The sequence below is a fragment of the Paenarthrobacter sp. E2MeOHC11 genome, from assembly GCF_058744955.1.
In genome coordinates this window covers 4,037,107-4,052,028 of sequence record NZ_CP196673.1, presented here as the reverse complement: position 1 = coordinate 4,052,028, position 14,922 = coordinate 4,037,107, and the positions used below count along the sequence as shown (strand labels likewise).

Annotated in this window: 13 protein-coding genes; 4 read left to right on the top strand and 9 right to left on the bottom strand. The window is 63.1% G+C overall.

Features of this window, described 5'->3' with window-relative positions; genetic code table 11:
- Position 1: 1 nt before the first annotated feature.
- Positions 2-1,336, bottom strand: coding sequence for an MFS transporter (locus ACSSVG_RS18840; RefSeq protein WP_231343467.1), 1,335 nt, complete (start codon positions 1,334-1,336; stop codon positions 2-4).
- A 130-nt stretch (positions 1,337-1,466) separates the two neighbouring features.
- On the opposite strand from ACSSVG_RS18840, the gene ACSSVG_RS18835 reads away from it, so the two are divergent.
- Positions 1,467-2,213, top strand: a complete 747-nt coding sequence (locus ACSSVG_RS18835) for an IclR family transcriptional regulator (protein ID WP_374110806.1) — start codon at positions 1,467-1,469, stop codon at positions 2,211-2,213.
- A gap of 120 nt (positions 2,214-2,333) precedes the next feature.
- On the top strand, positions 2,334-3,125 hold the full coding sequence (locus ACSSVG_RS18830; RefSeq protein WP_492415855.1) for a MoaF C-terminal domain-containing protein: 792 nt from the start codon (positions 2,334-2,336) through the stop codon (positions 3,123-3,125).
- A 71-nt stretch (positions 3,126-3,196) separates the two neighbouring features.
- Here ACSSVG_RS18830 and ACSSVG_RS18825 read toward each other — a convergent pair whose 3' ends face one another.
- Positions 3,197-4,672, bottom strand: coding sequence for an APC family permease (locus ACSSVG_RS18825; protein ID WP_492415854.1), 1,476 nt, complete (start codon positions 4,670-4,672; stop codon positions 3,197-3,199).
- Positions 4,673-4,920: 248 nt separating this feature from the next.
- Between ACSSVG_RS18825 and ACSSVG_RS18820 the strand changes: the two genes are divergently transcribed.
- Positions 4,921-5,880, top strand: coding sequence for an AraC-like ligand-binding domain-containing protein (locus ACSSVG_RS18820; RefSeq protein WP_492415853.1), 960 nt, complete (start codon positions 4,921-4,923; stop codon positions 5,878-5,880).
- Between the two features lie 40 nt (positions 5,881-5,920).
- Here the strand turns inward: ACSSVG_RS18820 and ACSSVG_RS18815 are convergent, their stop codons facing one another.
- From ACSSVG_RS18815 to ACSSVG_RS18790, 6 genes are read right to left on the bottom strand one after another with little or no spacing between them, the layout of a single operon-like run.
- A complete protein-coding gene (locus ACSSVG_RS18815; protein ID WP_492415852.1) occupies positions 5,921-7,531 on the bottom strand; it encodes a sulfatase-like hydrolase/transferase in 1,611 nt (536 codons plus the stop codon).
- On the bottom strand, positions 7,528-8,382 hold the full coding sequence (locus tag ACSSVG_RS18810; RefSeq protein WP_492415851.1) for an ABC transporter ATP-binding protein: 855 nt from the start codon (positions 8,380-8,382) through the stop codon (positions 7,528-7,530). Before ACSSVG_RS18810 ends, ACSSVG_RS18815 begins: the two co-directional genes overlap by 4 nt.
- Positions 8,379-9,158 carry an ABC transporter permease gene (locus tag ACSSVG_RS18805; protein ID WP_492415850.1) on the bottom strand — a complete coding sequence of 260 codons (780 nt, stop codon included), beginning with the start codon at positions 9,156-9,158 and terminating at the stop codon, positions 8,379-8,381. The genes ACSSVG_RS18810 and ACSSVG_RS18805 overlap by 4 nt, the downstream gene beginning before the upstream one ends.
- Positions 9,158-9,931 carry an ABC transporter permease gene (locus ACSSVG_RS18800; RefSeq protein WP_492415849.1) on the bottom strand — a complete coding sequence of 258 codons (774 nt, stop codon included), beginning with the start codon at positions 9,929-9,931 and terminating at the stop codon, positions 9,158-9,160. The genes ACSSVG_RS18805 and ACSSVG_RS18800 overlap by 1 nt, the downstream gene beginning before the upstream one ends.
- Before the next feature lie 27 nt (positions 9,932-9,958).
- Complete coding sequence (locus tag ACSSVG_RS18795; protein WP_253468512.1) at positions 9,959-10,951, bottom strand: ABC transporter substrate-binding protein; 993 nt, start codon at positions 10,949-10,951, stop codon at positions 9,959-9,961.
- Positions 10,952-10,996: 45 nt separating this feature from the next.
- Positions 10,997-12,691, bottom strand: a complete 1,695-nt coding sequence (locus ACSSVG_RS18790; RefSeq protein WP_492415848.1) for an amidohydrolase — start codon at positions 12,689-12,691, stop codon at positions 10,997-10,999.
- Between the two features lie 230 nt (positions 12,692-12,921).
- On the opposite strand from ACSSVG_RS18790, the gene ACSSVG_RS18785 reads away from it, so the two are divergent.
- On the top strand, positions 12,922-13,527 hold the full coding sequence (locus ACSSVG_RS18785) for a TetR/AcrR family transcriptional regulator (RefSeq protein ID WP_231340895.1): 606 nt from the start codon (positions 12,922-12,924) through the stop codon (positions 13,525-13,527).
- Here ACSSVG_RS18785 and ACSSVG_RS18780 read toward each other — a convergent pair.
- Positions 13,524-14,888 carry an MFS transporter gene (locus tag ACSSVG_RS18780; RefSeq protein ID WP_492415847.1) on the bottom strand — a complete coding sequence of 455 codons (1,365 nt, stop codon included), beginning with the start codon at positions 14,886-14,888 and terminating at the stop codon, positions 13,524-13,526. The genes ACSSVG_RS18785 and ACSSVG_RS18780 overlap by 4 nt on opposite strands.
- Between the last annotated feature and the right edge of the window lie 34 nt (positions 14,889-14,922).

Below are 14,922 nucleotides of genomic sequence, written 5' to 3'. Positions count from 1 at the left end.
TCTAGTGATGGACGCTGTAGCCCAGGGGCCGGCCGCGGGTCTCCTTGGCGAGGATCACGCCAATTGCGGAGATTACGCAGAGGACCATGATGTAGATGCCAACAGAGCCTGACCACTTGGTGGTGTCCAGGAGCGCCTGGGCGATGAGCGGTGCGAAGGCGCCGCCCAGGATTGCTCCCAAGGCGTACCCAATGGAGATTCCGGAGTAGCGGACCTGGGCGGGGAACATCTCCGCATACATCGCGGACATCGGGCCGTAGGACAGGCCCAGGCCGATCGTCAAGACGAACAGGGCGGTTCCGTAGAGCACGATGTCCTTGGAATCGATCAGTACGAACATGGGAATCATCCAGGCGAAGACCAAGCCGTACCCGATCAGGAACGTCTTGACGCGCCCGATCTTGTCGGAGAGCCAGCCGCCCACCATGGTGAAAATGAGCCAGCCAAATGAGGCGACGGTCGTGGCCAACAGCACCTGCGGAGTGGGCATCTTCAATGTCCTGGTGGCGTAGGAGATGAAGAAGGCAATCAGCAGGTAACCGGCTGCGTTGTTGGCGATGAAGATCAGTGCAGCGAGGACAACTTCCTTCTTATTCTTGCGGAAGAGGTCTCCAAGGGGCGCCTTGCTTTCGGCCTTGCGCAGGGCAATTTCCTTGAACACAGGGCTTTCGCCAACGGCACGCCGGATGAGGTAGCCCACCACAATAAGGACCACCGACAGCAGGAACGGCACCCGCCAGCCCCAAGCCGCAAAGTCTTCCTTGGACATGCCCGACTGGAGGAGGAACAGCAGGCCGGTGGCCAGGATCATGCCGATCGGCACACCGATCTGCGGGTAGGCGCCGAAGAGTCCGCGCTTCTTGATGGGCGCGTGCTCCACTGCCATGAGTGCGGCACCGCCCCACTCACCGCCCGCCGAGAAGCCCTGGACCACACGCAGGGTGATCAGCAGGACCGGAGCCCAAACACCGATGGTTGCGTACGTGGGCAGCAAGCCAATGAGCGCCGTAGCTGCGCCCATCATGACCAGCGTCATGACCAGGACGGCCTTGCGGCCCATCCTGTCGCCGAGGTGCCCGGCAACAAAGGCCCCGAGAGGACGGAACAAGAAGCTGATACCGATCGTGGCGAACGACAAGAGCTGCGCAACGCCCGGGTTGGACTTCTCCAAGGGAGATAGGAACAGCGGCGCCAAGAGCGTGGCCGTGAGCTGGGCAAAGATGAAGAAGTCGTACCACTCAATGGTGGTGCCCACCAGTGTCCCGGCCAAAACCCGGCGCTCTTCACGCTTGCTGCTGGGTCCTGACGGAGAGTCGACAGTGGAAGTTGCGGTCATTGGAACTCCATGGGGTGAGAGTGACTGGTCGGCGCTTGACGTGCATTAACCGACAGAACGGTCAGTTAGGAAATAATACTACAGCCTGTGACCCAAAGCACAGACCCTTGGAAGGTTCCTTCAACATAGGATGGTTCGCATGAATCCCCGCAGCGACGTCAAGGGTCCACCGGAACCAACAACCCAGGTACCGCCGTCGCAAACGCTCTCACGGGGAATCCGCGCGCTGGAAATCCTCGCCGCGGCCGAGCGGCCCCTCACCATCGCAGAGCTCACGGAGGCGTTGGGGGTGCACAGGTCCGTCGCCTATCGGATCCTCAGGACCCTGGAGGACCATTCCCTGCTGGTGCGTGACGACTCCGGACGCGTGCAGCCCGGCCCCGGCCTGGCGGTCCTGGCCAGCGGCGTCTCACGGAACCTTCAAACCGCGGCCCTTCCCGAACTGACGCAACTTGCCAACACCCTCCACATGACGGCCTTCGTCGCCGTGTGGGACCACCAGGAATGCGTCACCCTGGTCACCGTCGAGCCGCGGCACTCCGGCGCCGCCCTCGCCCAACACCCCGGCAGCCGCCACCCAGTCAGTACCGGCGCTCCCGGAATAGCCATCCAGTCAACCATGACCGAGGAGCGCTGGCAGCAGGTGGGCGCCGGCAACCCTTACCGCCCCGAAGCCGACGAAGCCCGCCGCCTCGGCTACGCCACCAGCCATGACGAGGTCATCGCCGGACTGTCCTCCATTGCCGCCCCCATCAAGGTTCCGGGCGGACGGCCGGCAGCGATCGCCGTCGTCTATATCCGCCTGGACCAGGACGCCGACGCCGTAGGCAAGGCACTGGCTGCCAGCGCCGCCCGCATCGAAGGCCAGCTCGCCTGAACCTTTCCTTACGGGTCAAACAACGTGCTTCACAGCACAAGACCGGCAGCAACGGGAACTGAATACTCAAGTAAGGGCAGGACACCCGTCCTGTCCCTCTTCGAGTACGAGAAGGAACCCATGAGCCTGAATCTTCTTGACACCTCCAACTGGTTGCCCCTGGAAGGACTTGCGCCTGGCTTCGATGCCAACAAGGCCCCAACAGTGCACGACCTCGCGGGACAACAATTCCGGGTCCGCGGCGATGGCGGCCCCATGACGTTCAGCTTCGACGACGAAGAAGTGCAATGGGCAGCTGCCGGGCAGGCAGGAACAGCTCCCTACGAGGCTTTCCTCGTGGCCGGGCAGCTCTACTACGCCCAGTGGCACAGCGTCGTGGAGCCGGACCTCGCCATTTCCCTGGTCCTGGACCTCACGAATGGAACGGCGATGTATATCGGCGCAACGCTTGGAAAGCCGGCCCCGTCCAGCGTGGCAGTCCAGCACGATTTCCGGCCTGGCACCCTGGACGGTTTCGCCGCCGGAGCAGCCATTGCCGAGAGCACCGGACTCATTGGACGGCGTGTTGAGTGGGTTTACAGCGAGTCGCACGCCTACGAGCACATCTACCTCAGCCCCACCTGGTACACGTGGCAGTGCCTCGCCGGGCCTGAGCGGGGCCTGGCAGATACCGATTCAAACACTGTGTTCCAGGTCCGCCCGGGAATTTTCGTCTTCACCTGGCGCGAAAAGGTTATTCCCTGCGGTTCCGTCACGATTGCCGACCACCGCGATGTCAATGCCATCCGTTCCCACGGCAGCTTGTTCGGCTGGGACGAGTCAGGCACGCAACCAGTGCACTTCACGTTCGGCGCCCACGGAAGGTTGATCAGCATGACCCACCACCGGCCGGAACTGGACCCGGCCCTCTAGCCCTGGAGCACGAAAGGCTGCCCCGGCGGACTCTCTGTCGAGTCCGCCGGGGCAGCCTTTTCCTTGGGGGCTCAGTCTTCCGAGCCGTGGCCGATCCGTGCGTACAGGGCCGGCTGCGAGCGCCGAAGCCGCAAACCCCAGACGACCCCCACCACTCCGGGCAGCAGTACCACTGCAGGGAGAACGAACGATGCGGCGGTGGATTCAGTTTGTCCAAGCAGGACATTGAAGTTGGCCAGGATGAGCACGAAGACAATTGCCAGGAGGACGAATCCCAGGACAGGTGCAATGACCCTGACCCAGAGGCTGGCCCCGTGCTGGTTTCGGCGGAAGAAGCCGATGACAGCCACCGATACCACCGTCATCAGCAAGACCAGGCCCATGGCACCACTGTTGGTCAGCCAGGTGAACATCGTCAGTACGGGGTACAGCTCGCCGAGTTCGGAACCCGCCCCGGCAATGGCGAAGGCTACGGTCACGACGACGGCAATCACCGTCTGCGCGAGGGAACCGGCGAAGGGCGCACCGCTCCCCCGCCTGACCTTGGCAAGCACCGGGGGCAGGACCCGCTCGCGGCCCAGCGAGAAGAAGTACCGTGCCACTGCGTTGTGGAAGCTGACGAGTGCAGCAAAGAGGCTGGTGACGAAAAGGACCTGCGCGATGTCGCTGAGCAGCACTCCGCCGTTGGCGCCAAGGAATGCGAACATCATGTCCGGGCCGTTTGCGGCCGCTGAATCAATGACCGCCGAGGGCCCTGCGCCCACGGTCATGGCCCATGCGGAAACCGCATAGAACACGGCGATGATCCCCACGGCAGCGAACGTTGCCCGTGCGACCGTTCGCTGGGGATCCTTTGATTCCTCGCCGTAGATGGCTGCGGACTCGAAGCCCATGAAGGCAGCGATGCCAAAGGAGAGTACGGCACCGATTCCCGGCACGAACAAGCTCTCCGGGCTGAAGGCCACAGCACTGACCCCCTCGGGAGCGACGGCCAGGCTGATGACGTCGTAAACGATGACGACCAGGAACTCGAGGGCGACCAGGACGCCCAGTACCTTGGCAGACAGGTCCACCCGGTTCACGCCCAGCCACCCGACGATGGCGATGCATACCAGGACGGGGATCCACCACGGAACAGTGACGCCGAGCCGCGCCGACAGGAGCGAGGACACCGTGAAACCGAACAAGCCGTAAATGCCAACCTGCATCAGGTTGTAGGCCATCAGGGCCACAAGGGAAGCGCCAACTCCAGCCGGCCTGGAAATGCCTTGCGCAATGTAGGCGTAGAAAGCTCCTGCGTTGGTGACATAGCGGCTCATGGCGGCATATCCCACAGCGAACAGCGCCAGAATGCCGCCCAACAGCAGGAAGGACAGGGGCACACCCATCACTCCGGTGACAGCGAACGTCGTAGTCACACCGCCCGCCAGCACGGTCAGCGGCGCCGAGGCCGCGATAATCATGAAAGTCACAGCCGGTACCCCAAGAAGCCTCTTGGTGTTTGCGGGCCCGGCGGTCCTGCCCTTAACTGGGTTGTCCACGCTCATAGTGTGCTCCTGCCTCGGTGCCGCGGGAGATGTACGCGGCACGGTGTCGGTCATTCCGCAATCTTCCACCGCGGAAGCACCGAGTGACTTGTCTCACACGGCAGGGTGTTTGTCGGTGGACGCACGCACGTCGCGGCACGGAGGCCCGGTGTAGAATCGTGGGCAAGCTCACGTCCTCTCCGATGGCCCACTGGTCGACAAATAAGTCGAAAGACATGAGGCGGCGCGGGCCATTGAAAGGGAGTTTAATGACTGTCGCGGCTGATACAGGCCCCACAACCGTGGAAACAATCGTGGCGGAGTCCTTTCAGGAATGGAGTCGGGCCATCTCCACCTCCTTCGTGCCACTGCTGGCAACGGGGCCCCGCGATTCAACATTCCACGGAACCATGCGGGCACGGGTGCTGGGACAAATTTCAGTCGTGGAGATCAAGGCCGGCCCCCACACCGTCCTCCGCACACTGGAGCTGATTGCAAAATCCACAGGACGCTTTTTCAAGCTCAGCATCCAGCTCAGCGGTTCCGGACGCTTGGTCCAGGATGAACGCGAAGCGGTGCTTCGGCCCGGCGACCTCTCCATCTATGACACCTCCCGTCCCTACCAACTCACGTTCGACGACGACTTCCGCACCTTGGTGCTGATGTTCCCCCACGTTCTGCTCGACTTGCCCGCCGAGGCCATGGGGCACGTGACGGCACTGCGGATTCCGGGAGACGAAGGCCTGGGCGAGCTCATCAGCCCCTTCCTGGTGAAGCTCGCTGACAACCTCGAAGCGCTCTCCGGGACCAACGGGCTCAGGCTGGTCCATAACGCATTGGACCTTGTCACCACGCTCTTCAATGGCGAACTGGACCAGCTCATCGACACTGGACGCGACCCGCACCTGCTGCTGCTGGGGCGGATCCACGACTACATAGAGGCCAACCTTGGCGACCCCGGGCTCTCCCCGGGAACCATCGCTTCAGCCCACTACATCTCCACGCGGCACCTCCACGATCTCTTCCAGGAAATCGGAACAACGGTGGCCTCCTCCATCCGGCAACGGCGACTGGAACGATGCCGCCGCGACCTCCGGGATCCCGTCCTGGCTGACCGACCAGTGACGGCGATCGCGGCACGGTGGGGGTTCACCGACGCCGCCCACTTCAGCAGAATCTTCAGGGCAGCGTTCGGGAACTCCCCCACGGGGTACCGCAACGAGGCTTAGCGGTTCCAGTGACGGAACGGCAGGATGCCGGCCTCGTGTCCTACGCGGCCGCCGTCGGCGCTGTTCCTTGGTCGGCCAGCGCGGCCATCTCCTCCAGCATTGCCCGCGTGAGGCGGTCCTCCAATTCCGTAAAAGCAGGATCACCCGCACGGTTATGGAGCTCTCCGGGATCGCTGCAGTGATCGTACAGTTCACAGGTTTCCGTCCCGAAATACCGCGTCAACCGGCCCTCGGCAGTGATGACGGTCCTGATCCTGACTGGACCGGGGAGTCCATCGAGGCCGAACGGCTGTTCTTCCTCCACCAATACAGCGTCCCTGTGATGCCCCGCGATCCCCCGGAGTACCGGCACAAGCGAGCGACCTTGGATACCCCGGTAGCCTTCGGATCCCGTGAGTTCGAGCAAGGTGGGTGCCAGGTCGGCGCTGGAAACCAGCGCATCGGTGCGGCACGGTGAACCACCGGGAACATGCAGTATCAACGGAACATTCGTCACGGCACGGTAGTGGACAAAGTGCTTGAGCATCAGGCCGTGGTCGCCAAAAAGGTCTCCATGGTCGCTGGTAAAGACCACGATGGTGTCTTCAGCCAGGCCCTGCCTGGCCAATTCGTCCAGTATGCGGCCTATGTGTTCATCCATCATGGTGATCAAGCCGTATTGGGCTGCCGCCGCGTACCTGTATTGTTCCTCGGTGGCCGCCCAGGTCATGGTCGGGTCGGGGTTCGGCTCGCCACGATGTTCGATCATGGCCCGGACATGCGGGGGCGATGCTGAATGGTCTTGTTCGAACCCGAGAGGCAGCGGCAACGCATCGGGATCGTAGAGGTCCGAATAGCCCGCTGGAGGTGAGAACGGATGGTGGGGGTCCGGGAAGGAGACAAACATGAAGAACGGTTGGTCCTGGCCCGCTGCGTCCTTCAGGTGCTCTATGGCCTTCTCGCTGATGTAGCTGGTGGGATGCACTTCGGCCGGAATCGCCGTCTGATATACCTGTTCCCAACCGACATATGGCCTGGAGGAGTTTTCCGCCCCGCCCAGCGTCCCGGGGTCAACGCCCCGCTCCCGTGCCCAATGCACGTAATGGCCCCCGGGGCGGTCCCCATGCCCGATCACCAGGTCCACATGCTGATAGCCGTAGTAGTCGGCGGGGAGTCCAATAAAGCGCTCGTCGTGGGCGTCACGGTTTTCCCATTGGTCCCAGCCGGGCGCGTGCCCCTGACGCCGGGCATCACCTGATTCCGGGTCCAGGAGCATGGGATCCGTTGCCCGGATCTCGTCGGCCTGATGCGGCTCGAACTCCCAGCCCATGTTTTGGTGGTGCAGTTTTCCGACGCCCACTGTCCGATAGCCACCGGCCGCCAAGGAACCGGGAACTGTCCGGGTCTGGGGATCGAGGGTGATGCCGTTGCAACGGGTTCCATGCGCTGAAGGCCACCGGCCAGTCATCAAACTGGCGCGGTTGGGCATGCAAGTGGGGTTGGCGACCGTCGCATTGTCGAAGACAACACTTCTGGCTGCGAGCGCATCGAGGTTCGGCGTTTTTACGGTGTTGTTGCCAGCGAAACCCAGATGATCTGCCCGAAGTTGGTCGGCAATGAAGAACAGGACGTTTGGCCGGCGTTTGGCCCCTGCACGCATTCCGCCCGTCACGCCGGCCTCTTAATGAGTGACAGCACTTCGGTGCGTTGCCGGGCGAACTCCGGCAGCGATCGCGTACTGATCTGTTCACGCGGAGCCGGAAGGTCCACGTCAACCACCTTCAGGACCCGTGCCGGCCTGGATCCCAGCACCACAACGCGGTCAGCCAGGTACACGGCCTCGTCGATGTCGTGGGTAACCACCAGGATGGTCATGTTGAAGTCGCGCCTGATCTTGAGGCACAGGTCCTCGAGATCGAAGCGCGTCTGTGCGTCCACGGAGGCGAAGGGCTCGTCCATGATGAGGATCTCGGGACGGTAGGCCAGCGCGCGTGCGATCGCCACCCGCTGCTGCATGCCCCCTGACAACTGCCACGGGTACTGGTTGCCGGCGTGGGAAAGCCCGACGGCGGCCAGTGCACTGTCGCACCGTTCCTTCAATTCCGCTGCAGGGAGCCGGAGATGGCGCAGTGGCAGGATGAGGTTCTTCCGGACAGTCAGCCACGGCATGAGCGAGCGGTTGTAGTCCTGGAACACCAATGCCATCTCGGGAGGTGGACCGCTGATGGACCGCCCGTCAATGGACGCCTGTCCGCTGCTTGCCGGATGGAGGCCCGCCAAGCACTTCAGGAGGGTCGTCTTGCCAACGCCGGAAGGGCCAACGATGCAGACAATCTCGCCCGCATTCACCGTAAAGGTGAGGTCTTCGATGACTGTGTGGGCTTTCTCTCCGCTGCCATAGGTTTTGGCGAGATGTGCCACGTCCAGCCGTGGCGTGGTGGTACTGATACGGGTTTCCGGTTGCTGTGCCATGGCGGACTTTCTTGGTCGAGGGGAAAGAGTCGGGAGTTGCCGGATGCTCATGCTGCACGCGCCATGCGCCGTGAGCCGATGTACCAGGACAGGACCCTGTGTTTGAGCAGGCCGAACAGGACGTTGACCAGGAACCCGATGACGCCCAAGAGCAGGATCCCCGCCCACATATCAGCGGTCATGAAGCTCTGCTGTGCGAGCAGCGTCATCGCGCCGATGCCCTGTGAACTGCCCAGCATCTCGCTGGCGATCATCACGATGAAGGCCACCTGGAGGCTCACCTGCAGCCCGGAAAAGATCTGGGGAGTGGCCGCGGGCAGGAGAACATTGAGCAACCGTTCCTTTCGGCTCAGCCGGTAGACCCTGGCGACGTCCATGAGGTCGTTGCTGACGCTCCGGATGCCGTCCACTGTGGCGATCATGGTGGGAAACAAGGCCGCCAGCGCGATGCTGGCCACGCGCATCTCCGGACCGAACCCAATAAGCGAGATGAAGATCGGCACCAAGGCAACAGGAGGAATTCCACGGAGGAAATGGATCAATGGGTCCACCATCCAACGGACCGTGGGAACCAGGGCAGTCGCAAACCCGATCCCAACACCCGCCACCGCTGCGATCGCAAAGCCCACGAACAGGTTGCCCAGGCTCAACAAGACGTCGGACTGGAAGTGTTCAAAGAGCCACAGCTCCTGGAAGCGGACCAGGATAGTCCGCAACGGGGGGAAGAACGGATCCGTGGAATTCTCCGACAAGAGCCACCATGCCGTCAGGAGCAGCACAGGTGTGCCGGCACCAATCAGCCAGTTTCGAATTTTGACGTTCATCATCAGGGCACCACTTCCCGGTAGGACTCATGCCAGTGCAGAACCCGGCGCTCCGCGACCCGGGTGGCACCTTGGAACAACAGACCCAGCAGGCCAAGGACAATCACCAATCCATAGAGACCGGCGTAGTCGCCGGCTGCTTGGGCCTGGTAGATGCTCTGGCCCAGGCCCGGACCACCCCCGAGGAGCCCGGCTACGACCGTGACCACCAAGGCTGCGGGCGCTGCAACGCGCAGGGCAGTGCCGATGTACGGCATGGCGCTGGGAAGCACTACGCGTGCCAGGATTTCGCCCTCCCCCATTCCGTATGACCGCGCCGTGTCCCGCGCTACGGGATCAGTACTCTGAACGCCGTCGACGGTCTGCATGACGATGGGCAGCAAGCAACCAAACACCACCAGGAAGAGCGACATCTCAACTGTTGGACCCAGCACCAAAACGGCCAGCGGAAGAATGACGATGGGCGGTACCGGCTTGAGGAATTCCAGCACCGCCAACGTGGCGTAACGAACGGATTCGAAGCTGCCCACCAGCAGGCCAATCACTATCCCCGCCACGGCCGAAAGGGCCAGGGCAAGCAGTGCGATCCCAATGGTGGAAGCCAACGAAGACCAAAACCAACCCAATCCCAGGGTTGTTGCCAGGTTGGCGAAGACAGTGGTGGCTGACGGCAAGGCATTTCCGGCCACCCTGGCTTCGGCAAGGACCTGCCAAATGACCAGGGCTGCCACGATCCCCAGGACGCTGAACGCCACCGGACGGATGGACGGTTTCATGATGACTCTCCCATGCCCGGTCCGCGCCTAGTTCCCGAAAACGAGGTCGCCGGGAAGCTTCACTGGTGCGCTCAGGAAACCAAGGTCGGCAAGGTTGTTGTTGGCTCGTTCAATGTCCTCGACGCGGACTTCCTCCGGCCAGTAGTTCACGGCGCCGGATTTAACCACGTCGAGCGAAGTCTTGGTGATCTCGGCGCTGAGCTGCTGCGCTTCGTCGGTGTTGCCATTGGCGTAGGCGTTTGCCTTATAGATAGCGGTCTTGAAACCCTCCAACGCCTTCTGCTTCGACTTCACTGTGTTGGCGCCGGAGACCCAGAGCCCGATCGCACCTTGTTCAAAGAACTCGACGCCGGGTGAAGCCAGGAGCCGGTTTCCCTCCGCCACCGCCTTGGACGTGAACGGCGCGACAAGTGAGGCTGCGTCCACGCGTCCTGAATTCAGTGATTGGAGTGCCGACGAAGGATCCAGGACCATCCAGTTCACTTTGGCGGGATCACCGCCGTCGTCCTTGATGAGTTTGCTGACTGTCACTTCCAGCTGGGCCTTGCGTGCCGGGACACTGACGTTCTTGCCCTCAAGGTCTTTCGGCCGGGAGATGGCGGACGCTTTCTGGACCAGCAGGCCCGTGTCATCGACGCGGTTGAGATCGGACTCCTCGCCGGCACCGTCTTTATAGCCGTCGGCAGCTGCCACGATCTTGAGGGGGACGTTCTGGTTCAGGGCATTCAAGAGTGGGATGGAAGGGGTGTAAGTGACATCGATCTGGCCGCTCTGTGCCGCTGCGATGCCGGCTGGAGGGTTGGCGATGACAGATATCTCGACGTTGAGGCCCTGTTCCTTGAAATAGCCCTTGTCGACGGCCAGCCGGATGCCGGCGTCGGACCCGATGCCGATGGTGCCTACCTTGAGGGTGGTGGTCCCGTCCGCGGCGGGAGTGGTTGCCGGGCTTGAACCGCCTCCGCAGGCTGCAAGGGTCATGGACAGGACTGCGGCCAGTGCCAAAGGAATACTGCGTCGCATGTGGTGCTCCTTGATGTACGAATGGTTGGAACGGGTGGGGAGGGTCTAGTTGGTTGTTCGATGGACTACCCGGCCGCCGCTCAGCGTGAGCGTGATGTCCAGGTCGAGAAGCTTTTCGATCTCTTCGTCTTCCGGCCACGGGCCTGAAAGCACACAAAGGTCAGCGGCCATCCCTGGTGTGAGTGCACCCTTGAGATGCTCGGCGTGGTCCTGCCAGGCAGCGTCGATGGTCATCGCAGCGAGGGCCTGAAGTCCGGCGATCCGTTCGGGATCGCCGGGGTCGCCCGGAGTTGAACGCGTACCTCGCCGAACTGCCGCCACCACCGTGCGACGCCAGTCCGAACTGGTGACGGGTGCGTCTGAGGCAAGGTTGAACCGCACACCGGCGTCGGCGGCCGAACGAAGGGGTTGGTGGACAGAGAACCGACCTTCGCCAAGTACCTGGCGCATCATGTCCCCTGCTTCGGCGCGGATCAGTGGATTGGTGCTGTAGCCAATGCCGTGGGCGGCCATGGTGGCCAAAGTGCTGGTATCGGTGAAGGCTCCATGGATGATGTAGTGGCGGTTCCCCGCACCCATGGCACCGCGGCTGACCGCCGTTGCAAGGATGGCCTCCACTGCTGCGGCAGTAGCGGCGTCACCCGTGGCGTGGATGCCGGCCTGCAACCCGGCATCCGTGATGAGTTCAAGGATCGTGTGGAGCTCGGCAACCCGTTCTGCGTCATCGGAGCCTTGGATCACAAGGCGGCCGTGGGTACACGCTTTGCCGTAGGGTTCGCTCATCCAGGCGGTACCGCTGCGAGGGATGCCGTCTGCAAAGATCTTTACGCCCGCGATCCGCAACTGCTGCGGATCGATGCCGCGGTTGGCAAAGGCCTCCGCCAGTCCGGTTCCCAGTCCCTCGCCAATTGCCGTGGCATTCGCGCCGCCAGTTCCGGCGAACAGCATCAGGACGTTCACGCGCAACGTCAGTTCCCCCGCTTCGGCGAGGTCGCCCAGCAGCTCAAGTGCCGCCGTCGAACCTGCGCCATCCATGAGTCCGGCGCTGGCGGGACCCAATCCGGGATCGGTGAGTGATGTGATCCCCAGGGCATGCAGGTGCTCCTGGAATTTCAGCAGGGCCGGACGCAGCGTGGATACGGGCACGGGTGGCATTGCCCGCGAGAGGAGTTCCATGGCGCCGTCCTGGAAGAGGCCCGTTGGGGTGCCGTCCTCCGCCCTCGCTATGACCCCGCCGTCGAGGTCTGCTGTTTCAGCGTTGATCCCTGCCCTCTTCAGCGCTTCCCGATTGGCCAGTAACTGGTGGCCGGTCGAGTCGAAGGCCACTACGGGAATGCCCGGGCGGCATTCGAGCAGGTTGTCCCATGCCGGGCCCATGACGACTTCGTCCCAGCCATGGGCCCGGACCCAGCCATCCCCACCCGCAGGGGCTGCGTTGATGACGTCGACGACCGCCGCCCAGTCCGGCGCGATGCCCGGGTCCACGCGGACGTATCCGAAGGCCGACATGGCTGCCGAGACAAAATGCAGGTGGGCGTCGTTGATTCCGGGAATGACCGCGCCACCGGCGGCATCCACGACGTTGGTATGTGGTCCAATCGCCCGGCGGACATCCTTCCGGCCAAGGGCAGCGATGCGGCCGCCCTTGACTGCAACTGCGTCGGTCATACGGTGTGGCCGTGCCGGGTCCATGGTGTGGACCGAGGCATTGACGATCACTAGATCGGCGAATTCCTGCATCGGTTCTCCTCAGGTCACTGCACACGAATGTGATGCAGACAACGTTCCTGAAAGAAGTATGTCGCTTGACTGGGTCACTTGACTAGGTTTTGGCGTAAAATTTCTTGAAAGGTCTTTTCCGGGCCCACACGGCACGGCCAAGACAAGTCCCGAACGGATACCGCCTACGATCAATGGGACCGCCGGTCGGTGACCCGATCACGGGAATACAAAACAGAAGGGGTGTACGGATGGCCAGGGTTCCCGCTGAAGAACGGCGGCTCCAGTTCGTGGAAGCTGCGGCGAGGGTGATTGCCCAGGACGGCCTCGCCTCGGCAACAACGCGGCGCATCGCCAGTGAAGCCGACGCCCCGTTGGCCGCGCTGCACTACTGCTTCCGCAGCAAGGACGAACTCCTTGAAGAGGTGTACAACTTCCTCAGCAGGGACTACGCGAAGGCGCTCGAACCCGTTGCCGATCCTGGCATGGGGCTGCGCCATATGATTGGCGCCCACGCCCGCCGCATCTGGATGCGCATGCTGGAGAACCCCCACGAACAGGTCACCACGTTTGAACTGCTGCTGCGCCGGTTCCGGGTAGAGGCTGACGACCAGCCACAAGCCCAGCTCATGAACCGCTCCATGTACGACGGCTGGGTCAGCTCTACCTTAAAGCTGTTCCGGGAAGCGGCTGATGCAGCAAACGAGCCCGTTCCCGACAACCTCGAAGACATCACGCGGCTGTTCATCTCGGGCATCGACGGCATCAGCATGCAGCATCTGGCAGACCCCGACGAAGAACGGTCATCGCGGCTGGTGGAACTTATGGCCCGCTCGCTGGCCGCCGGACTGGACTAACCCTGGGGCTGGCGCTTCATGACCAACGAGGTGAGGACGCCCAGCAGCAACAGACCGGCAGCGGCCGCCATGGAAACCACGAATGCAGCGCCGGGGCCCTGCGCTTCGGCAAGCTGACCCGCCAGGTAGGCGCCCAACGCCGTGCCCGCGACGATGCCGCTGGCAAGAGCCGTCATCACCGTAGCCATGCGGCCTGCCGGGGCCACCACGCCGCCGATGCTGAAGACGGTGACCATGACCGGCCCCACGGGAATACCCAGTACCAGCAGGACAAAGATCATCGGCCAAATACCGGCCGGCAATAGCAGCAAGAGCGACAATCCGGACATCGCCAAGGCCGCCGCAACCCACCGCGAAGCCAAGCTGAAGCGCTGCGGCCAGAACGCGACGGACAATGCGGCTACGGCTGAACTAAGGCCCATCACCGCGTAGAGGAGCCCCGCGATCTCGGCCGTGGCATACTCCGCGGAAAAGGCACTCAACGCGTTTTGCGTTGCACCAAAGAAGGTACCCATGCAGACCATCGCCACTACGGGGACGGCCACCACTGCGCCCGCCCAACGCTTGGCGCGTTGCGGACCCGCCTGAGGACCTTGCCCGCCGGCAGGTACGACGCCGGCGCTCACGTTCCGGGGTGCCGGCACCACGGCCTGTTGGCTGGGGTGAACTGCGAACGCGGGCACCAGCGTGATCGTCATGACGGCCGCCAGTGCCAGCGGCAACCACGGCGCCACCATGCTGGCGAGGACGCCGACCAATGCAGGCCCAAGGACAAAAGTGACCTCGTCCGCGGTGCCCTCATAGGACAACGCGGTATCGAGGTCGGCGCGGTTGGCAGCGACGCTTTTGCTGCCGCTGGCTGTGGCAGGGGAAAGATTGCGGGTCGTCAAGGCCATCCAGCGAACCCTGGCCATCGGGCCAACCTGGGGGCAGCTGGCCCCGGCGAGGAACGCGGTGATGAGCACGGCAAGAGCGTCGTTCACTGACCCGTAGCCCGGAGTGAAGTAGGCCGCCGCAAGGAGTCCCAGCACAGCAAGGGTGTTGATGACCGACGCGACCAGGAGAACGATGCGTTGCCCGGCACGATCTGCCAACGAGCCCAGCACGGGGGCACCCAGGGCCGAACCGATACCAACGGCGCCGGCGGCCATACCGCCGATTGCGTACGACTGGCTGACTGCCGTCACGAGCGTCAAGGTCCCGACGGTCAGCATGGCAAGGGGAAGCCTGGCGAAAAGGCCCAACGGGAGGAACCCGGGCCCCGCCAGTTCGGGAAGCCGCGCGAAACGGCCTGGTAGTCGTGAGGGGCGGCGTGCGGGCGCCGATGACAAGGCCTGGGAGGCCACTGAAGAGTTTTCCATTAATCCGGGTTCGCTAAAGTATGCGCATCGTCCC

Coding starts and splice junctions, on each gene's coding strand:
- ACSSVG_RS18800 (WP_492415849.1), bottom strand. CDS start 9,931: ATGAAACCGTCCATCCGTCCGGTGGCGTTCAGCGTCCTGGGGATCGTG.
- ACSSVG_RS18795 (WP_253468512.1), bottom strand. CDS start 10,951: ATGCGACGCAGTATTCCTTTGGCACTGGCCGCAGTCCTGTCCATGACC.
- ACSSVG_RS18785 (WP_231340895.1), top strand. CDS start 12,922: ATGGCCAGGGTTCCCGCTGAAGAACGGCGGCTCCAGTTCGTGGAAGCT.
- ACSSVG_RS18820 (WP_492415853.1), top strand. CDS start 4,921: ATGACTGTCGCGGCTGATACAGGCCCCACAACCGTGGAAACAATCGTG.
- ACSSVG_RS18825 (WP_492415854.1), bottom strand. CDS start 4,672: ATGAGCGTGGACAACCCAGTTAAGGGCAGGACCGCCGGGCCCGCAAAC.
- ACSSVG_RS18840 (WP_231343467.1), bottom strand. CDS start 1,336: ATGACCGCAACTTCCACTGTCGACTCTCCGTCAGGACCCAGCAGCAAG.
- ACSSVG_RS18835 (WP_374110806.1), top strand. CDS start 1,467: ATGGTTCGCATGAATCCCCGCAGCGACGTCAAGGGTCCACCGGAACCA.
- ACSSVG_RS18810 (WP_492415851.1), bottom strand. CDS start 8,382: ATGAGCATCCGGCAACTCCCGACTCTTTCCCCTCGACCAAGAAAGTCC.
- ACSSVG_RS18830 (WP_492415855.1), top strand. CDS start 2,334: ATGAGCCTGAATCTTCTTGACACCTCCAACTGGTTGCCCCTGGAAGGA.
- ACSSVG_RS18780 (WP_492415847.1), bottom strand. CDS start 14,888: ATGGAAAACTCTTCAGTGGCCTCCCAGGCCTTGTCATCGGCGCCCGCA.
- ACSSVG_RS18805 (WP_492415850.1), bottom strand. CDS start 9,158: ATGATGAACGTCAAAATTCGAAACTGGCTGATTGGTGCCGGCACACCT.
- ACSSVG_RS18790 (WP_492415848.1), bottom strand. CDS start 12,691: ATGCAGGAATTCGCCGATCTAGTGATCGTCAATGCCTCGGTCCACACC.